Raw genomic sequence first — 19,580 nt, forward strand, 5'->3', positions numbered from 1 at the left:
ATCGGCGCCTGGCAAAGCATGGGCGCCTCCCCGTACGCGCACCCGCCCCCGTCCCCGTCCGTCCCCGCAACCGGCTTTCCCGAGACCGGCGTCCGGCACGGGGCCGACGCCAGGCGCGTCGGCGCTACGCGCGCGGGCCGCCCGCGCGGTCCAGGCGGCGCTGGAGGCGTTCGACGGCGGCGCGGATGCCCTGGCGGTGCGGGTCGTCCTCCAGCGCGTCCAGCGCGGTACGGGCCCGGCCCAGCTCCCAGCGCGCCTCGGGGTGCCGGGCCAGCCGCGCGTAATCCGCCGCGAGGTCGAGATGGAGCGCGGGCAGCAGCGCCCGCAGCTCGGTGCGCCCGGCGTCCGCGTGCCCCCGGACCCCCTGAGCGGCACTCAGGGCCCGCAGGTCCCAGCGCAGTTCCTCCAGCGGGCTGTCCTGGGTGTCGGCCAGGTAGTGGGCGAGCGCGCAGCGCTGGTACGCATCGGCGGACGGGCCGAGCTCCTGCCACAGCGCGGTCATCCGCGAGCGGGCCTCCTCCCGGTCGCCGCCCCGGTGCAACATGACGGCCTGTCCGATCCTGGTCAGGACGGCGTGCTCGGCCGTCGCCCCCTGCCGCCTCTGTGCCACTGCGCTCTCCCGCGTCCGTACGCCGCCTCGCCGACTGCACTCCCGACGCTAACCGCGCCCCGCTCCCCCGGCACGGCGAGCGGTCCGGACGGAGCGAGGTGCCACCGGAGCGGCGGTGCCACCGGGCAGCGGTGACGGGTGACCGGACACTCAGCCGAGGTCGGGAATGCGCCAGTCGATGGGGGTGTGGCCCTGGGCGGCGACCGCGTCGTTTATCTGGGTGAAGGGGTGCGAGCCGAAGAACTTCTTCGCGGAGAGCGGCGAGGGATGCGCACCCTGCACGACCACGTGCCGCTGCCCGTCGATCAGCGGCAGCTTCTTCTTGGCGTAGTTCCCCCAGAGCACGAACACCGCCGGATCGGGCCGGTCCGCCACCGCCCTGATCACCGCGTCGGTGAACCTCTCCCAGCCCTTGCCCTTGTGGGAGTTGGCCTCGCCGGCCCGCACCGTCAGCACCGCGTTCAGCAGCAGCACCCCCTGCCGGGCCCACGGCATCAGGTAACCGTTGTCGGGGATCGGCGTACCGAGCTCGTCGTGCATCTCCTTGTAGATGTTGCGCAGGGACGGCGGGGTCTTGACCCCGGGGCGCACCGAGAAGCACAGCCCGTGCCCCTGGCCCTCGCCGTGGTACGGATCCTGGCCGAGAACCAGCACCTTCACCTGGTCGTACGGCGTGGCGTCCAGCGCGGCGAAGACCTCCTCGCGCGGCGGGTAGACCGGGCCCCGGGCGCGCTCCTCCTCCACGAAGGCCGTCAGCTCCTGGAAATAGGGCTTGGTCAGCTCTTCGCCGAGTACGCCGCGCCAGGATTCGGGCAGCATGTCGGGCATCACGTCAACGACCTCCGGTGGTTCCGCGTGGTTCGGCGTGGTTCGGTGTGGTTCTGCGTCTTTCCCTGCAGCATCCGAACCTACCGGCGGCCACTGACAACGCCGCCCGCCGGGTGCCGCCGGCCCGCCCCGGCCTGCCGACTTCGCACTCACTCCCGGGTACGGCAACAGCCGGTGGCGGCGGCCCGCAGGACCGTCGCCACCGGCAGGCAGAAGCCGGCGAGCCGCGGAGAGGCCGGCGAGCCGCGGAGAGGCCGGCGAGCCGCGGAGAGCCGCGAACCCGAGCGCTCAGACCCCCGCGTTCAGGAAGCGCCCGCCGTCGATCACCAGGTTCTGGCCCGTGATCCAGCCCGCGTCGTCGGACAGCAGGAAGGCGGCCGCCCCGCCGACGTCCTGCGGCACGCCGAGCCGCGCCATCGGGTACTGCGCCGCCGCCTCCGCCTCGCGGTCCTCGTACAGCGCGGCCGCGAACTTGGTCTTGACCACGGCGGGCGAGATGGAGTTCACCCGCACAGTGGGCGCGAACTCGTGGGCGAGCTGCTGCGTGAGGTTGATCATCGCGGCCTTGCTCATGCCGTACGCGCCGATGAACGGCGAGGCGGAGATGCCCGCGATCGAAGCGATGTTGACGATCGCCCCGCCGTTGTCCTTCTGCCACGCCTTCCAGGTCTGCTGGGCGAAGCCGAGCGCGGAGACGACGTTGGTCTCGTACACCTTGCGGGCGACCGCGAGGTCCAGCTCTGCCATCGGCCCGAAGACCGGGTTGGTACCGGCGTTGTTCACGAGGTAGTCGACCCGCCCGAAGGCCTCCATGGCCCGCTCCACGGCGGCCGCCTGGTGCGCCTCGTCGTGCGCCTTGCCGGCGACGCCGATCACCCGGTCCACGCCGAGCTTGTCGACGGCTTCCTTGAGGGCGTCTTCGTTGCGGCCGGTGATCACGGCGCGGTGGCCGCGTGCGAGCACGGCCTCGGCGACGCCGTACCCGATGCCGCGGCTGGCGCCCGTGATGAGGGCGACCTTGGCGTTGTCCTGCTCAGTCATGTTTCTTGGATCTCCTGGCGTCGGTTGACCGTGTCCCGTCGGTGGGCCGCATCCGGCCGGCCGGCGAGGTGCCGTCGGCCGGCCGTACGTCGCGGTGGGCCGGCGGCAGTCGCCGGCCGTCCACGACGTGCGGGAACGTCAGTTGAGCGGGCCGCCGGCCACGTACATGACCTGGCCGGAGACGAAGCCGGCCTGCTCGCCGGTGAAGAACGCGATCGCGTTGGCGATGTCCTCCGGCTTGCCGACGCGCTGAACCGGGATCTGGGTGGCGGCCGCGGCCTGGAACTCCTCGAAGCCCATGCCGACCCGCTCGGCGGTGGCCGCGGTCATGTCGGTGACGATGAAGCCGGGCGCGACGGCGTTGGCGGTGATGCCGAACTTGCCGAGCTCCTTGGCGAGCGTCTTGGTGAAGCCCTGCAGACCGGCCTTGGCGGCGGAGTAGTTGACCTGGCCGCGGTTGCCGAGCGCGGAGCTGGAGGAGAGGTTCACGATCCGGCCGAACTTGGCGTCCACCATGTGCTTCTGGCAGGCGCGGGACATCAGGAACGCGCCGCGCAGGTGCACGTTCATGACCGTGTCCCAGTCGCTGTCGCTCATCTTGAACAGCAGGTTGTCGCGGAGCACGCCCGCGTTGTTGACCAGCACGGTCGGCGCGCCCAGCTCGTTCGCGACGCGCGCGACGGCGGCCTCCACCTGCGCCGAGTCCGACACGTCGCAGCCCACCGCGATGGCCTTGCCGCCGGCCGCGGTGATCTTCTCGACGGTGTCCTTGCAGGCGGCCTCGTCCAGGTCGAGTACGGCGACGGCGCGGCCCTCGGCGGCCAGGCGCACGGCGGTGGCGGCGCCGATACCGCGGGCGGCACCCGTCACGATGGCTACGCGCTGCTCGGTGGTGGACATGCGGGGTTCTCCTCACCTCGAAAGCGGCTCACCGCTCCCGGAAGGCAGGTGAGCAACCGCTTAGTCGCTTCAGCAGAGCTGACGCTAGAAGCCAGGCCATCCGCTGTCAACGCCCCGTAGCCCGCCGTTGCACACCTCACCTGCGACATCGACCGGCGCGAGCGGGCACGAAGGCCCCAGAGGCCGCAAAGATCCCGGAGGTCACGCACCCGCCCGCCACTGCCATCGCCACTGCCGCTGCCGCTGTCACTCACCGCACCAGCAGATCGAGCAGCCGCTCCGCTTCCTTACCGGGGTCGGCCGTCAGCCCGGTGTGCACCGGCCCGGGCTGCACGATGGTGCTGCGCGGCGCGATCAGCCACCGGAACCGCCGCCCCACGTCCTCACCGGCCGCCTGTCCGGCCCGCTCGCCACCGTGACAGACCCCTTCGACGGCATGCAGCGCGGCTCGTACACCCTCCACGTCCACCGTCGGGTCAAGCGCCCGCAGCCGCGCTTCATCCAGATGCGTACGCGCCTCCACGAAGCGCCGCGCATGGCAGTAGACGACCACGCCCGCATTGATCATCTCGCCGCGCTCGACCCTGGGCACGATCCGCAGCAGCGCGTACTCGAAGACGTCCCGTCCGTTGTGCAGTCCGCTCACTTCACTGCCCTCCGCGGCAACTTTCCGGCCAGCCATTCCGGCGCCTGCGAAGGCCTGTCCTCCGTACGCTCCCCGACTTTGATGTTCTCGCTGATCACACCGGCCCGGGCGGCCAGCGTCCGCACGTACGCCTGCCGCACCTCCTCGGCCGATGCGAACCCCGGCTCGTCCACCAGCCACTCGTCCGGCACGTCCGCCACGACCTCGGTCAGCAGCTCCTCGGTCACCTTGGGCGCCAGCTCCTCGGCCGCGGCCGCCACATCAGGCCCGAAGGTGGCCAGCACATGATCCGACGCGTCATACGGCTTCACGGCCGCCTTCTCCGCACCCGGCCAGTTGTGGTGCCAGATCATCGTGGCCCCGTGGTCGATCAGCCACAGCTCACCGTGCCACACCAGCAGATTCGGATTCCGCCACGACCGGTCGACGTTGTTGATCAGCGCGTCGAACCACACCACGCGGCCCGCCTCGCGCGCGCTCACCTCGAACGCGAGCGGATCGAACCCCAGCGACCCCGGCAGGTAGTCCATCCCCAGATTCAGCCCGCCACTGGCCTTGAGCAGCTCCTGAACCTCCTGATCGGGCTCGCTCAGCCCGATCACGGGATCCAGCTGCATCCGCACCAGATCCGGCACCCGCAACCCGAGCCGCCGCCCCAGCTGCCCACACACCACCTCGGCAACCAGCGTCTTCCGCCCCTGCCCGGCCCCGGTGAACTTCATGACATAAGTACCCAGGTCGTCTCCCTCGACGATCCCGGGGAGCGATCCACCCTCCCTGAGGGGTGTCACATATCGAGTCGCAATGACTTCTGTAAGCATTTCCCCAGGCTATCCGCCCGCCCGACCTCAGAAATCACGCCGGACCGACAAGGCCCTCCGACCTGCCGATCCGCCCTGAACCCCTGGGGAGGCTCTGGGGCTCTGGGGAGTAGCTGGAGAGTTACGGCCGCAGAGCCCGTTCAGGGCCTGCACCTGCTGCTTCCGGACATGCAGGATGCCCCGCGCCCGGTCGATGTCCTCCGAGCCGATGCCGAACGCCTCTCCCTGGCGCAGCCCGCATCACTGCTCAGCGCCTGGGCGTCGTTGTCCGTGGCCCGGTGGCGGTAACAGTCCTTCCATGGCTGGAGGCAACGTGCCCGCGCCGGCCGCCTCATCAGCGACCTGCTCGTCTCCCATCAGGCCGCGGCCGGGATCCGCGTCCACGGCATCGGCTCCTTCCTGCTGCGGCACTTCCGCCTCATGGCCGAGGACGGGACAGGAACAGACCGCCTGGCACGCCTGGCCGCCCGTACCGGTCTGATCGCGTTCAAGTCGGCTGACGAAGGACCGCATGGGTTGAGCCGCTCTGGTACGTCACCGCGTTCGATGGCGGTCCACCGTCCGGGCGCGCGCCGTGGGCTTGACGCGCAAGCGGGCTCGCAACGCGCGCCGGCTCACCCAAAGGTGCAGCACGGCCGCCACGACGAGCATGGTGCTTACCGCTGCGTGGCCGGTTTCGTCCGGCGGCTTCCCCGCCCAGCGCATCCCACCGGTCGCCGTCATGAGCAGTGCCGCGAGGAGGAAGAGCGTGTACCCGCCCCGCCGCCTCCCTCTGCGCGATGCCGTACGCCGGTCCCCCCGCAGCAGTTGAGTGACTCTTCCGCGGCGTGTCCACAGGTGAGTCGCCGTGAGGACAACCAACGCCACCCCTGTCACGATATGGGACCAGTACAAAGGCACCAGCATGAAGCACGCCACGAGCATGACCAGCACCGGTAGGTCGGTGGTCAGTGCCGGTGGGAGGCGACGGATCCGACTCACTGAATACGTCAGCGAAAACTCCTTGGACATGTTTGCGACGACTTCACGAACGAACCGACAGGGAATGCCTGGTCTCGGCCAGACAGTCGGCAGCCATGGCGCCGGGCCTCGTGGTCGAGGGGCTGGTGCCTACGAGAGGGACGGCGCGGATGCGCTCGCCAGGACCTTAATCGCGTCGGAGGAGCGGCTGAAGCCCCAGGTGGCGTACCGGATCGGGTAATGCCGAGAACACCAGTTCACTCCCTGCCTCGGCCGGCGTCTGTCGCTCTTGCGTGCAACTGCGTACCGCACTTCTGGGCCCGCTCTTGAGCGGCATCGCCGGCGGGCGAGTGTGCCGTAGTTGTCCCGCTCTACTGACCGCCGAGGCCGGCAGTGGCGACGGACTTCACGATGTGCCGCTGGAAGAACATGAACATCACGATGAGAGGGAGGCTGCTGAGCACTGCGGAAGCCATCGTCTGCGCGTATTGGATGCCATAGGCGTTCTTCACCGAGGTCAGACCGACCGGGAGCGTCATCAGGTTCGGGTCGGAGGTCGAGACGAACGGCCACAGGAAGTTGTTCCACGCGCCGATGAACACGAAGATGGCCACTGCTGCGAGCATGGGGCGGGAGAGCGGCAGGATGACTGACCAGAAGGTGCGGAAGTGGCCCGCGCCATCGAGCCGCGCGGCCTCCTCCAGCTCCCGAGGGATGCCGTCGAAGTGCTTCTTCAGGATGAAGACCATGACGGGTGCCACCGTCTGCGGCAGGATGACCGCGGCGTAGGTGTCGGCCAGGCCCAGCGACAGCATCTGCTGGAACCAGGGAACGATCAGCAGCTGCGGTGGCACGAGGATCGCGGCGACGGTCGCGGTCATCCACAGCTTGCGGCCCCGGAACAGCGTGCGCGAGAAGGAGTAGGCAGCCAGGGCGGATATCGCCACGGTGATGATCGTGACGACCGAGGCGATGAGCAGGCTGTTGAACATCCACAGGGGAAGGTCCCCCCGCTCGATGACGGTACGGAAGCCATCGAGGGTGAAGCCGTGTTGAGGCCAGAACCAGTGGTCCGCGTTGCTGGCGTCCTGTTCCGATTTGAGTGCTGTGAAGAGGGCCCAGCCCAGGGGCAGCAACCACAGCGCGGCCATGACTCCCAGCGCGCTCAGCGCCAGTATGCGCGGCAGCGGGCCGTCTCCGAGGATGTGGTGGGAGCTGCTGTTGGCCGTCGTGCGCGCCCGTCGCGCCCCCATGGGCCGCGGCCTGGCGGACGCGGTGGTCGCTGTCGTCCGTCGTGGGGCTTCGGTGACGGCCATGTCAGCTCTCCTTGCGGCGGAAGGCGGCGAACTGGGCGATCGAGATGGCGATGACGATCGCGAAGAAGACGTAGCTGACAGCAGAGGCGTAACCCAGTCGGTAGCCGGTGAATCCCACGTCATACATGTACTCGATGACGGGGCGGGTGGAGCCGTTGGGCCCGCCCTTGCTCAGCAGGTAGACCTGGTCGAAGACCTTCAACGAGGCGAGGATCTGGAGAATGGTGATCATTGCTGTGGTCCGGCGCAGTTGCGGCAGGGTGATCGACCACAGCCGGCGCCACGCCCCCGCGCCGTCGAGCGCCGCCGCCTCGTACAGGTGGTCCGGGATCGATTGCAGTGCGGCAAGGTAGAGCAGGAAGTTGAACCCCACCGTCCACCACAACGTGGTCAACACGATCGACCACATGGCAACGGATTCATCACTCAGCCAGGCGACCCCCTCCCCGCCCACCGCGGCGAGCAGCTGGTTGTAGAGGCCGAGGTCCGGCTGGTACAGCCAGAGGAACAGCAGGGCGACAACCCCTACAGGGAGCAGGTACGGCGCGAAGAAGGCCAGCCGCCAGGCCCACTGTCCGGGCAGTCCTGTGTACACCAGGATCGCCATCACGAAGGCCACCGCGACCAAGGGCACGGTGGACAGTGCGGTGAACAGGAGGGTGTTGCCGATGGCACGCCACATCTCGGCGTCGACGAGCGCTTCGGCGTAGTTGTCCCAGCCGATGAACTGACCGGCGCGTGCCGACAAGGAGGCATCGGTCAAGCTCATCCAGAGCCCCTGGATGAGGGGCCATACGAGAAAGCCCACGAACAGGACCAGGAAGGGAAGGGCGAACCACAACCCTGGCGAGATGCGCAGACGTGCACGGTGTTCACGTGGTGAACCGGCGGCGGGGGTGGTGGGTGCGGACATCGTTGTTTCTCCTATGCCGCGGTTCATGCCGGGTCGGGCTTGGACAGGAAGGTGTCGGCACGGCGGAGCATGCTGCGGGCCGCTCGGTCGGGAGCCACGTTGCCCAGCACCGCGGTCTGCAGGATCTGGGACATCGTGTTCTGGAAGTCGGAGCCGGCGCCGGTGAACCAGGCGGGTGGGTCGAACACCACGTGGTCCTGTGCGTTGAGGTAATCGGTCTGCGGGGAAAGTCTGCGGTAGGCGCTGGTTCGTGTGACCGGTTGGTAGGCGGGGATGTGACCGGCCTTCGCCCAGGTCTGCCCGGCCTTGAGGACGGCCGCGACGAAACGGTGGGCGCGGGTCAGTTGTGAGGGGGGAACGTCAGGTCGTCGCGGCAGCACGAAAGAGTGGGCGTCGGCGTAGACGGCCGGCTTGTCGAAGACGGTGGGAAATGTCGCCGCTCCCACCTTGGGGTCGGCGGCACGGAAGGTGGCCAGTTCCCACTCCCCGGACAGGATCATCCCGGTCTGCCGGTTGGCGAAGGCGGCGATGGACGAGGCGTAGTCGAGCCGCCCGGGGTTGACCTTGCCGTCGATGAGTTTCGTCATGAACTCAATGACCTGGGTCATCTTGTCCGGGTCGGCTTCGGCTCGGCCACCGGGCCGCAGCTTCAGGTCGGCGCCTGTCTGCCGATACAAGCCGTAGAACAGTCGCCATAGTTGTGCGGCGTCGGTGACGTAACCGAAGGCGACGCCCTGTTTTCCGCTTGCCCGGGCGAGCTCCCGGCTCGCTTGCAGGAATCCTTGAGGTGAGGAGAAGGCGTCGAGGTCGAGCTTGCCGTCCTTGTCCAGCAGGCCGGCCCGGTCGGCCAGGTCGGGGTGGTAGAAGGTGATGAAGGGATGCGTGTCGAGGGGAATGGCGTAGGTCTTGCCCTGTGCACCGGTGCGGGCCCGGACGGCCTCGGTGAAGTCGTCGGGCTGAACGCCGTACTCGCTCAGCAGGTCGACGTTCCAAGGGGTGAGCAGGCCGGTCGGTGCGTAGCCGGCGAGCCGTGACAGGTGACAGATGGCAAGGTCGGGGCCCCGCCCGCCCGCAGAGGCCATGGCCAGCTTGGTGTAGTACGGCGGCCCCCACTCCAGCACGGTCCGCTCGACGGTGAGATGGCCCATGGCCGGTCGGGCCTGGTCGATCATCTCGTTGAGCAGAGCTCCGTCAGCGCCGCTGAACAGATCCCACAAGTGCAGTGTTCCGTCTCCAGCTGCCGCCGCGGTGCCGCAGGAGGTGATCGAGGTCCCGGCGAGTGCGGCAGCAGCACCCGTGAGGGCGCCGCGGAGGAACCGGCGCCGGCCGGGCGTGCCGTTCTTGGGCCAGGTGGAGAGGGCAGGAAACGAGTGAGGGGGCATGGCACTCCGTATCGGTAGGCGGACGGGCGTCTTCGCCCGTCCCCTGGAGCAGTGCAGTGCTGGGGTGCGGGCACGGCCGCTCGGGGGCGCGCGGCCGTGCCCGCTTTCGAAGGTCCTCGGCGTACGCTGATCCTCGGCGTACGCTTGAGGACTTGGTTCTAGTGCTGCTCGATGGCTGCGGGACGCTGCTGAGCCTCTCGCAGACGGGTGACATCGAGCTTTTCGGTGCGGTCGAAGCGGTAGACACCGTTGCGTTCCTGGAACACATCGGTCAGCTGCGTGTAGCAGTAGCCGAACATGTTGGGGTCATCGAGCAGGACGGCGACCAGGCCGCCGAAGCGGTCGTGGAATTCCTCCTCGGTCCGGGGCCGTAGGCCGTACCCCCACGACGTCTCCGGCTGCTCGCCGCTCTCGGCTTCCGCCTGCGGATCCCACCAGATGCCGCCGAACTCGCTGCAGAAGTAGGGCTGGCCGCGGTAGGGAACGGACCACTGGGAGCCGTCGGGGCCGGCGTTGATGTACGGCCGGTCCTCCGCCAGCCCGGACATGAGCTTCGCGAAGGCTTGCGGGTCCTGCTCATAGCAGTGCGAGTCATAGATGTCGGTGTGCGGCACACGGTGGGCGTAGCCGGATGCGTCGATCACCGGGCGAGTGCTGTCGGCTGCCTTGGTGGCCAGGAACATCGACCATGTGACGTCGTCGAGTTGAGTGATGCGGTCGTGCAGCCGCTGGTAGGTCTCGTTGAGTGGGCACCAGCCGATGAGCGAGGGGTGGGAGTAGTCCCGCTCGACCGCTTCCACCCACTGGGCGGCATAGGAGGCGCCGGGCTGCTGGTTGTCGTCGCGTACGCCGGTCTCGCAGCCCCAATCACCGAATTCTCCCCAGACCAGGTAGCCGAGCCGGTCGGCGTGGTAGAGGAATCGCTCCTCGAAGACCTTCTGGTGCAGTCGCGCCCCGTTGAATCCGGCGTTCAGCGCCAGTTCGATGTCGCGCACCAGGGCCTCGTCGCTCGGGGCGGTCATGAGGCCGTCCGGGTAGTAGCCCTGGTCGAGTACGAGTCGCTGGAAGAGTGGTTCGCCGTTGAGCAGCACTTGCTTGCCGCGCATGGCTATGGAGCGCAGGCCCGCGTAGGAGCGGGCGGTGTCCACCGTGTGTCCGTGCTCGTCGAGGAGCTCCAGCCGCAGTTGGTAGAGGTGCGGATCGGCCGGGGACCACGATCGTTGCCTCTTCGGGGGCACCGGCAGTGTCAGGCGCGGGCACAGGTCGAGGTCGGCGCGTGCCTCCGCCCGGGTGACCTCGCCCTCTCCGTCGGACAGCGTGGCGCGCACGGTGTGGCCGGGCGGGTTGCTGCTCAGCGGCATCTCGATGTGGAAGGCGCCGCCGGCGAGGTCGGGGGTGATGCGTGGTCGCCGGAGGTGGGCCGCGCGGGGTACGGGCTCCAGCCACACCGTCTGCCAGATGCCCGTGGTGCGTGTGTAGTGGCAGTGTGAATTGGCGTACCAGGTGGCCTGCTTGCCCCGTGCCTGTGGGCCGTGGCGGGTGTCGCGGGCCCGCACGACGACGACGGCCTCCTGGCCGGCACTCACCACTCCGTCCAGGTCGGCGGTGAAGGGAGTGAAGCCGCCGCGATGACGTGCGACCTCCACTCCGTTGACCCACACCGTGGTGTCGTGGTCGACGGCCTGGAAGTGCAGCAGGACTCGGTCACCGGCCCACGCGGCGGGGATGGTGATGGTCCGGCGGTACCAGACCGCCTCCAGGAAGTCGGTGTCGTTGATCCCGGAAAGCGCGGATTCCGGGCAGAACGGCACGGTGATCGCGTGGTTGAGCGTCCGTCCCGGCATGCCCCGTTCCAGGCCGCTGTCGGAACGGTCGATCTCGAACTCCCATTCGCCGTTGAGGCACTGCCACCGTTCGCGGACGAACTGCGGGCGCGGGTACTCCGGCCTGGGCTGGTTGGCGGGCGCGGCCATGCTGCTCCTTGGGGTGGCGCTGTGTTGGCGGACATGCCACCACGCGATGTACATCGATGTAAATAGCCAGGTGGCTACTTGACGCGGCGGCCTGGCAGTGTGGTCACGCTCGGTACGATCAACGCAACGGAAGGACATGCAACGTGGCGGCAGGCAGGCCGAGGATCAAAGACGTGGCCGAGTACGCGGGGGTCTCGCAGAAGACGGTCTCCAACGTCATCAACCAGTACGAGCACGTCTCGGACAAGACTCGCCGGGCGGTGCAGGAGGCCATCGACGCTCTCGGCTACCGGGTCAACCTCGCCGGCCGTCATTTGCGGCAAGGCCGCACCGGCATGATCGCCCTGGTCGTGCCCGAGCTGGACGTCGCGTACTTCTCCGAACTCGCGGCGCACGTCGTGGCGGCGGCCGAGCAGCGGTCTCACACCGTCCTCATCCACCAGACCGGTGGCCGACGTGACCGGGAGACCTCTGCCCTGCACGGCTTCGACGCCGACTTCGTCGACGGCGTGATCATCAGCCCGCTCGCCCTGCTGCCGGACGATCTGCGCGCAGCCGACCGCGGCCTGCCGGTGGTTCTGCTCGGCGAGCGGGACACCACCGAAGCACGGGACCATGTCGGCATCGACAACGTCGCCGCCGCCCGGGAAGCCACCGCCCACCTGCTGGCCGGCGGTCACCGGCGCATCGCAGTGGTGGGCGGTCGCCTCGACCCGGCGAGCGGCACGGATCGGCTCCGGACGCAGGGTTACCGGCAGGCCCTGGAGGCGGCCGGGCTGCCGTTCGATCCCGACCTGGTCGTACCGGTCGACGCTTTTCACTGGCTGGACGGTGCGCGTGCCGCCGCCGCGCTGGCTGACCGCGGGGCCGTCCCCGACGCGCTTCTCTGCCTCAACGACCATTTGGCGCTCGGGGCCATCCGCGCTCTGCACGAGCGAGGCTTCAAAACGCCCGACGACGTGGCGGTCTGCGGATTCGACGACATCGAGGCAGGTCGATTCAGCATTCCCTCCCTCACCACGGTTGCTCCTGACAAAGCCGCACTGGCTCGGGCAGCGCTGGAACTCCTCCTGATGCGCGTTTCCAGCGGCTCGGCAGTACCTCTCCCACCCGTGGAGGAACGCTGTGTGGCGCACCGTCTGGTCGTCAGGGAGAGCACCGCCGGCTGCTGAACGCCGCATCGGCATGGAGCGTGCCTGTCCCCAGGGAACTCCTCCCGTGCACGGCGCTGTCGAGCGACGTGAGATGGCCGGCACCGGCCCCTCCACAACTGGTCTTTCCGCGCCCGATCCATGGATATTTTCCGGCCCGGATACAAAGTGGGGCGGAGTACGCAGATAAGCTCGGGTTACGCAGCAGCGAGCCCGGACTCACCCCTTGAGGACCGTCACAGTGTCACCGCCGGGCCGCCGACCGGGCCGTTTCAGCGCCCCTCGGACCAGGCGCGGCGAGCGGCGCCGCTGACAAGATCAAGATCGTGGCGGCTGGCCATGTCGGCTCGGCTGGTCTTGTCGTAGCCGAGGACTTCGCCGAGCACGGTCCGGTTCATGCCGTGCACGGCGCGGAAGAGGCGCAGGATCGGTCCCGGTTCGCCGGTCGCGAGTACCGCCTCGGCCTGCGGTGTGGCCCGGTGCCACAGCGCGTACGGAGCCATCGGAGACTGTTGACCCGAGCGGGCGTCGGTGGCCTCGGGGCTTCCGCGTCGCTCCGTGCCCTCTCTCCGCGCCATGGTCGCCCTACTACGTCTCGCTGCGGGGATCGGCTCCGTCGAGTCGGGCGTACCAGGTGGCGATCGACTGCTTGTAGCCCTCGGGCATGGTCAGCCCCGGTACCTCGTCCCGGCGGAAGAGGCCGATCTGCTTGTGCTCGTGGCTGATCACTGGCTCTGCCTCCGGCGTGCCGACGGTGCAGCCGTAGGTGACGATCAGGACGCGACGACCGGGGATCGGCTCGTAGATCCAGGTATCCAGCAGGGGGCCGGTCTTGACCTCCCAGCCCGTCTCTTCCTGCACCTCGCGCGCCACCGCGGCCTCCGGGCTGAGGTCCGGGAGCTGACCGGTGTCCGCGTTGCCCACCTCCAGGCGTCCACCCGGGAGTTCCCACTCCTCCCGCTCGTTGCGGAGCAGCAGCACACGGTGCTGCGCGTCGAGAGCGACGCCCTTCACGGAGACGGGCCACAGCGGCGGTGTGTATCGCATATCGGTCCTCACGGCGGCTGACCGGGGCATTCGGAACGTAGCACGCCGCCCGCCCGGAGTTCGCCGGCCTCGACTACTGAGAGCTGTCGACGGGAAGGTGTGCCTGACTGTTGATGGCTCGGATGCCTCCGTCGCGGGTGGTCCCCCAACCGGTGGCGGCAACCACCTCTCGGGCGATGTCAACGACGAGCCGTCCGTCCGTCGCCACTCGCACGGTCTCCGCAGGGGCCCGCCGGTCCAGGAGCCGTGCCTTTCGGGCACTTGCTCCAAGCTCCTGCGCCAGCTCTGATCCGAGTTCTCGTCCCACCAGCCGCTCGTGGGCGGTTTCATCGGAGGCGGTGAGCAAGACTCGTATGATCTCCACTCCGGCTCCCATGGCGCGCTCGAACATGCCGGTCATCTCCGGCAGCACACTCATGGTGTTCGTATAGATCAGGCGTCGGTAGCCGCGCTGGGCGAAGTTCGCCCACACGGCCGTCAGATTGCTCTCGGTGATCTCCGCGCGGTGTGGGTCTCCCTTCGGAGCCGGATGCACCTGCCCCATGAAGTCACCATCGATGATCGCGTGAGCGACTGCCTCGGAGCGCAGTAGTGCCGAAACCTCCCACCCCACCGTCGTCTTGCCGACACCAGCTCGTCCTCCGATGAGCAGCACTTCTGCATGATTCATGGGGGCAGCGTGCCAGCGGTCGACCACCTCACGCGACCCGATATCGATCCGGTCTCCTGATCCCCCCGCCCACAACATGACGATCTACGGCCGGAGTATCACGTCGGACACGCCCCAGCAGTCACGACGGACCGACGAGACCCTCCGGCCTGGCGATCCGCCCTGAGCTCACCGCCATGCGGCGCCCGCGCCGACCGTGCACTGCTGCGGCACGCCGAGTACCTCCGGCGAACACCGCTGCTCAGCGATCGGACACGGCCCCGGTCCGCAGCCAGACGGTGGTCCACGGCGGGAGCTCGTCACCGGTCAGCGGGCCGGAGGCGAGCAGCACCTCACCCCGTGGCAGCGGGGCCGGCTCGCCGCAGAGGTTGCTGACGGTGTGCCAGCCGCCGGCGCGTGCGAAGTGCAGCAGCCCCTGGCGGGTCTGCTCCTGCGAGCCGACCCACTCCAGCGCCTCGTCCGTGACCAGCGTGCGGCGCAAGCGCAAAGCTTCGCGGTACAGCTCCAGGAAGGACTCCTTGTCACCGCTCTGCGCGTCCGCCGCGTACCGGCCCCAGTCGGCGGGCTGCGGCAGCCACGAGCCACCGGGGCCGAAGCCGAAGTTCGCGCCCTCACGACTCCACGGCAGCGGCACCCGGCAGCCGTCGCGGCCCTTGACACGTCCGTCGCTGCGTACCCACATCGGGTCTCGTAGATCCGCACGGCTCAGGTCGGCGACCTCGGGCAGCCCCAGCTCCTCGCCCTGGTAGAGGTACGCGGACCCGGGCAGCGCCAGCATCAGCAGCGTCGCGGCGCGTGCCTTGCGCGCACCCGTCGGCAGGTCGGGAGCCGGTTCCCGGCCGTCGGTGAGCAGCCACGCCTCGATGTCGTACTTGGTGTGGTCGCCGGGCAGGGCGTAGCGCGAGACGTGCCGTACCACGTCGTGGTTGGAGAGCACCCAGGTGCTGGTCGTCCCCGCGCTGCGGGCGCCGGCGAGGGCGGTGCCGATGGTGGCGCGCAGTGCAGCGGCGTCGAGCCGTGCGCCGAGGAAGTCGAAGTCGAACGCCTGGCCCAGCCCGTCCGCTGAGGCGTAGGCCGCCCGTCGCGAGGCGGGCACCCAGGCCTCGGCGACGGCGAAGCGCGGCGGGTCGTACGCGTTGAAGACCTGGCGCCAGCCGCGGTAGATCTCGTGCACCGCGTCGCGGTCCCACAGCGGATGACTGCCGTCGGCCGGCAGGGCGTCGGGCTGGTAACTCTGCCGCTCCCCGAGGTCGCGCAACGGTGCGCGCAGGTCCTTGGCGAGGCCGTGCGCGACATCGACGCGGAATCCGGCGACACCCCGGTCGGACCAGAACCGCAGGATGTCGTGGAAGTCCTCGCGGACCTCGGGATGGTCCCAGTTGAAGTCGGGCTGCTGGGGTGCGTAGAGATGGAGGTACCACTGGCCGTCCGGCACCCGTGTCCAGGCCGGGCCGCCGAAGCTGGAAGGCCAGTCGGTGGGCGGCAGTTCGCCGTCCTCGCCACGGCCGTCACGGAAGACGTAGCGTTCGCGGGCGGCCGATCCGGGTTCGGCTGCGAGCGCTTCTCGGAACCACGGGTGCTGGTCGGAGGAGTGGTTGGGAACGATGTCGACCATGATCTTCAGGCCGAGCCGACGGGCTTCGCCGACCAGCTCGTCGAAGTCCTCCAGGGTGCCGAGACGGGGGTCGACGTCGCGGTGGTCGGCCACGTCGTAGCCGCCGTCGGCGAGTTGCGAGGGGTAGAACGGGCTCAGCCAGACGGCGTCCACGCCGAGGTCGGCGAGGTAGGGCAGTCGAGAGGTGACGCCGGGGATGTCGCCGATGCCGTCGCCGTCGGAGTCGGCGAAGCTGCGGGGGTAGATCTGGTAGACGACGGCCTGCCGCCACCAGTCGGCGTCGTGCCAGGAGCGGGCGGGGGAATCGTGGCGGGGCATCAGTGAACCTCTCGGGCGGGTGCCCAGATGGGTGCGGGGGTGCGGACAGGTGGGGCCGGCCGGATACGGCCGTCAGCGGGAACGGGGGCGCGTAAAGGGGCAGTTCAGCCCTTCACGGCGCCGGTGGTCATGCCGGAGACCACCGACCGGCGGAAGATCAGTACCAGGACCGCGATCGGCACAGTGGCCACCATCGCGCCGGCGAAGATCACGCCGTACGGGACCTGGTACTGGCTGGTGAAAAGCGCGATGCCGACGGAGACGGTGCGGCGGTCGTCGGAGCCGTTGAACGTGAGCGCGAGCAGGAATTCCGACCAGGTCGCGGTGAAGGAGAACACGCCGGCCGTGAACAGCCCCGGCCGGGCCAGCGGCAGGATCACCGTCACGGCGGTGCGCAGCGGGCCGGCGCCGTCCACGAGGGCGGCCTCCTCCAACTCGCCGGGGATGCCGCTGAGGTAGTTGCGCATGATCCAGATCGCGAACGGCAGATTCAGCGCCACGTACGGAATGACCAGGCCCGGATAGCTGTTGAGCAGCCCGACCTGGCGCTCCATCAGGAACAGTGGCACGAGCAGCGCGATCGGCGGGAAGACCGACAGCATCAGCAGCGCCGTCATCACGGCCCCGCGCCCGCGCAGCGGCAGCCGTGCGAGGGCGTACCCGGCGAAGAACGCCAGGGACAGAATCAGCGCGGTCGACAGACCGGCGACGACTACGCTGTTCAGGAAGTACTGGCCTATCCCGTTGCGGAAGAACGCGGTCCCGTAGTTGTCGAGCGTGGGGTGGGCCGGCAGCAGGGACGGGGGTGTCGCGCTGATCTCACCGGGCCCCTTCAGGGAGGCGGACGCCATCCAGACCAGGGGCAGCGTGGCGCACACGGCGATCAGCAGCCCGCCGAGATTGACGACGTTGACGTAACGGCGCACGCCCGTGCGCGGGACGTGGCGGCTCATGCCCGGCCTTCCTCGTCGACGTGGGCGCGGAATACGCGCAGGAACAACAGGCAGCAGCCCATGACCATGGCGGCGGTGGTGACGGCGACGGCGGCGCCGCCTCCGAAGTCCAGGTTCTGAAAGAGGAGCCGGTGGCCGAGGATCGCCACCGACTGGGTGGCCGTGCCCGGGCCGCCCTGGGTCAGTACGAACGGCAGGTCGAAGATGCCGAACGCCTGGAGGATGCGGAAGAGGACCGCGATGGAGACCACCGGCCGCAGCTGCGGCAGCGTGACCTTCCAGAAGGTGGTCCATGCGTTGGCACCGTCGATCTCGGCGGCCTCGTAGACGTCACCCGGGACGAGCATCAGACCGGCGAGGACGACGATGGCGACGAACGGCGTCGTCTTCCACACGTCCACGGCGACCATCGCCGCCATCGCGGGCACCGGCTGCCCGAGGATGTCGGGATGGCAGCCGAGCACTTGCTCACACAACCAGCTCACAGCGCCGTAGGTGCTGTTGAACAGGTACGACCACAGCTGTGCGGCGATCACGTTGATCAGCGCCCAGGGCAGCAGGAGCAACGCGAGAATCCAGCCGCGGGCGGCGCCGAGCCGCTCCAGGACAAGCGCGATGAGCGTCCCGAGGATCAGCTCGACGAGGACCGAGACGATCGTGAAGCCCAGCGTGAAGGCGAGTGCCCGGTACCACTCGGCGTGCGTCAGCAGCGCCTCGTAGTGACCGAGGGTGGGTGAGCCGAGCCGCAGGCCGCCGTACTCCAGCCGGACCTCGCAGAACGACAGCACCAGGGAGAAGATGACAGGAAAGACGGTCACCGCTGCGACGACCAGGAGGGCAGGAGAGGCGAACAACCACCCGGTGCGGGCGCGGCGGCGGGCGGCGGAGCCCCGGGGCGTGGTCCTCGAAAACCGCTGCGAGGCATCGGCACGCGTGCCGCCATCCGCGCCATTCGACGGCGCCTGCGCCTTCTTGCTCTGCAGTGCGGAACTCACAGCGCTTTCCCTTCCAGGGCCGTACGCAGCCCCTCGCGTGCGGCACGGATGCCGGCCGCGGGGGTGAGGCTGCCACGCACGACCGCGTTCGCCTGCGTGTACAGCGCCTTGCTGACCTGCGGGTAGTACGGGGTCTGCACGGGCCGGGCGACCAGTCGCAGGTCGGCGGCGCGCAGGACCGTCGGGTCACCGGCGGCGCGCGCCTCTCGGCCGCCGAGCACGGAAGTCATCGCCGGGATGACACCGGCTTCGCGGGCGAGGAGGCGTTGCACCTCGCTCCCGGCGCAGAACCGGGCGAACTCCACGGCCGCGCCGAGCGCCTGAGAATTGGGGTTGACGAAATTGCTCCAGCCGCCGGCGCACGAGACGCCGGAGCGGCCGGTGCCCTCGAAGCCCGGACGCGGCGCGGCCCCGACCTTCCCGGCGACGCGGGAGGCCTTGGGGGTGCTTGCGTTGACCCAGGCGTAGGACCAGTTGCGCAGGAACAGCCCGCGCCCGTTCACGAAGGCGTCCTGCGCGTCCGATTCCTGATACGTGGCCACGGTGCGCGGTGTGACCCCGCGGGCGGTGAACTCGGCCATCAGCGAGAACGCCCGCTCCGCCGCCGCGCCGCCCAGTACGGCCCTGCCCCGCCCGTCCAGGACGGCGGCACCCGCGTCGGCGAGGAACTCGGTGACGTTGGCCGTCAGTGACTCGGTCACCGCGGCCTGCCACAGGAACCCGGCCGCCACGTCACCGGCCCGCTGCACCGTGCGCGAGGTGTGCAGCAGCTCTTCCCAACTGCGGGGGACGCGCAGCCCGTGCTTGGCGAGGAGGTCCTTGCGGTAGAAGAGATAGGTGCTGTCGGTGAAGAACGGCACCGCGTAGACCATTCCCCGGTACGTCGAACTGCTGCGCAGGGCTGCCGGGTAGGCGTTCCAGAAGCCGTCCGGGAGGAGCTTCTCCACCGGCAGCGCGAGCGAGGAGTGACCGAACTGCGCGGGCCACGTCGTGTCGCCCAGGTACACGTCGGGCTGAGCGGATCCCCCGGCGAGCTGAGTGGCGATGGCACTGCGATTGCCGTCCGAGGTGGACAGCGCATTGATCTTCGAAACGCGGATACCGGGATGCCGCCGCTCGAAGGCGCGGATGATCAGGTCCGCGACGACGGCGCCCCGCCGCGCGGGGATCTCGGAGACCCACCAGGTCAGCCGGGCCGGTTTGTGAGGAACGCTCGCGGCCTGCGCCAGCAGGCCGTCGAGGTCTTTCCCTCCGCACCCGGCCAGCAGCCCCGACGCGGCGGCGCTCAGGGCACCCGTCAGCAGCGCTCTGCGGTGCAGGGACATGGCGTACTCCTCCCCTCTCGGACTGCCGGATGACAGCGCTGGCACCGTACGGAGCGGCAAGGAGACGTGTCAACGGTCACAGTCGCTGCAATATGGAGAGGACGAAAATGACAGCG

The 19,580-nt window shown here is 69.3% G+C and carries 18 protein-coding genes; 1 reads left to right on the plus strand and 17 read right to left on the minus strand.

Annotated elements, in window-relative coordinates:
- Positions 1-124: 124 nt before the first annotated feature.
- The 10 genes from IF20_RS03295 to IF20_RS03345 form a co-directional block, all read right to left on the minus strand.
- Positions 125-610 carry a hypothetical protein gene (locus IF20_RS03295; protein ID WP_052863334.1) on the minus strand — a complete coding sequence of 162 codons (486 nt, stop codon included), beginning with the start codon at positions 608-610 and terminating at the stop codon, positions 125-127.
- Between the two features lie 150 nt (positions 611-760).
- Positions 761-1,438 carry a uracil-DNA glycosylase gene (locus IF20_RS03300; RefSeq protein WP_052863335.1) on the minus strand — a complete coding sequence of 226 codons (678 nt, stop codon included), beginning with the start codon at positions 1,436-1,438 and terminating at the stop codon, positions 761-763.
- 288 nt (positions 1,439-1,726) lie between these two features.
- Complete coding sequence (locus IF20_RS03305; RefSeq protein ID WP_052863336.1) at positions 1,727-2,479, minus strand: SDR family oxidoreductase; 753 nt, start codon at positions 2,477-2,479, stop codon at positions 1,727-1,729.
- A gap of 138 nt (positions 2,480-2,617) precedes the next feature.
- A complete protein-coding gene (fabG, locus tag IF20_RS03310) occupies positions 2,618-3,379 on the minus strand; it encodes a 3-oxoacyl-ACP reductase FabG (RefSeq protein ID WP_052863337.1) in 762 nt (253 codons plus the stop codon).
- Positions 3,380-3,629: 250 nt separating this feature from the next.
- Positions 3,630-4,025, minus strand: a complete 396-nt coding sequence (locus tag IF20_RS03315; RefSeq protein WP_052863338.1) for a DUF3037 domain-containing protein — start codon at positions 4,023-4,025, stop codon at positions 3,630-3,632.
- On the minus strand, positions 4,022-4,846 hold the full coding sequence (locus IF20_RS03320) for a HipA family kinase (RefSeq protein ID WP_052863339.1): 825 nt from the start codon (positions 4,844-4,846) through the stop codon (positions 4,022-4,024). The genes IF20_RS03315 and IF20_RS03320 overlap by 4 nt, the downstream gene beginning before the upstream one ends.
- A gap of 1,331 nt (positions 4,847-6,177) precedes the next feature.
- Entirely contained in the window at positions 6,178-7,122 is a 945-nt protein-coding gene (locus IF20_RS03330; RefSeq protein WP_052863341.1) for a carbohydrate ABC transporter permease, read from the minus strand.
- Between the two features lies 1 nt (position 7,123).
- The gene (locus IF20_RS03335) at positions 7,124-8,035 is read right to left on the minus strand and encodes a carbohydrate ABC transporter permease (protein WP_110943739.1); all 912 of its coding nucleotides are present in this window, start codon (positions 8,033-8,035) and stop codon (positions 7,124-7,126) included.
- 23 nt (positions 8,036-8,058) lie between these two features.
- Positions 8,059-9,417, minus strand: a complete 1,359-nt coding sequence (locus tag IF20_RS03340) for an ABC transporter substrate-binding protein (RefSeq protein WP_052863343.1) — start codon at positions 9,415-9,417, stop codon at positions 8,059-8,061.
- A 158-nt stretch (positions 9,418-9,575) separates the two neighbouring features.
- Positions 9,576-11,390 carry a glycoside hydrolase family 2 protein gene (locus IF20_RS03345; protein ID WP_052863344.1) on the minus strand — a complete coding sequence of 605 codons (1,815 nt, stop codon included), beginning with the start codon at positions 11,388-11,390 and terminating at the stop codon, positions 9,576-9,578.
- Positions 11,391-11,563: 173 nt separating this feature from the next.
- Here IF20_RS03345 and IF20_RS03350 point away from each other — a divergent pair, with 173 nt between their 5' ends.
- Positions 11,564-12,562 carry a LacI family DNA-binding transcriptional regulator gene (locus IF20_RS03350; RefSeq protein ID WP_052863345.1) on the plus strand — a complete coding sequence of 333 codons (999 nt, stop codon included), beginning with the start codon at positions 11,564-11,566 and terminating at the stop codon, positions 12,560-12,562.
- A gap of 251 nt (positions 12,563-12,813) precedes the next feature.
- Here the strand turns inward: IF20_RS03350 and IF20_RS03355 are convergent, their stop codons facing one another.
- The 7 genes from IF20_RS03355 to IF20_RS03385 form a co-directional block, all read right to left on the minus strand.
- Complete coding sequence (locus IF20_RS03355) at positions 12,814-13,044, minus strand: hypothetical protein (RefSeq protein ID WP_052863346.1); 231 nt, start codon at positions 13,042-13,044, stop codon at positions 12,814-12,816.
- An 85-nt stretch (positions 13,045-13,129) separates the two neighbouring features.
- Entirely contained in the window at positions 13,130-13,588 is a 459-nt protein-coding gene (locus IF20_RS03360; protein WP_052863347.1) for an NUDIX hydrolase, read from the minus strand.
- Between the two features lie 73 nt (positions 13,589-13,661).
- Positions 13,662-14,258, minus strand: coding sequence for an AAA family ATPase (locus tag IF20_RS03365; protein ID WP_199896460.1), 597 nt, complete (start codon positions 14,256-14,258; stop codon positions 13,662-13,664).
- A 241-nt stretch (positions 14,259-14,499) separates the two neighbouring features.
- The gene (locus tag IF20_RS03370; RefSeq protein ID WP_052863348.1) at positions 14,500-16,191 is read right to left on the minus strand and encodes a glycoside hydrolase family 13 protein; all 1,692 of its coding nucleotides are present in this window, start codon (positions 16,189-16,191) and stop codon (positions 14,500-14,502) included.
- Between the two features lie 104 nt (positions 16,192-16,295).
- On the minus strand, positions 16,296-17,144 hold the full coding sequence (locus IF20_RS03375) for a carbohydrate ABC transporter permease (protein WP_052863349.1): 849 nt from the start codon (positions 17,142-17,144) through the stop codon (positions 16,296-16,298).
- Positions 17,141-18,139 (minus strand): carbohydrate ABC transporter permease, encoded by a 999-nt coding sequence (locus IF20_RS03380; protein WP_234426464.1) that lies wholly within the window; start codon positions 18,137-18,139, stop codon positions 17,141-17,143. Before IF20_RS03380 ends, IF20_RS03375 begins: the two co-directional genes overlap by 4 nt.
- Positions 18,136-19,464 (minus strand): extracellular solute-binding protein, encoded by a 1,329-nt coding sequence (locus IF20_RS03385; protein WP_052863350.1) that lies wholly within the window; start codon positions 19,462-19,464, stop codon positions 18,136-18,138. The genes IF20_RS03380 and IF20_RS03385 overlap by 4 nt, the downstream gene beginning before the upstream one ends.
- Positions 19,465-19,580 lie beyond the last annotated feature (116 nt).

The sequence above is a fragment of the Streptomyces niger genome (genome assembly GCF_000718305.1).
In the GTDB taxonomy this organism is placed as follows: Bacteria; Actinomycetota; Actinomycetes; order Streptomycetales; family Streptomycetaceae; genus Streptomyces; species Streptomyces niger.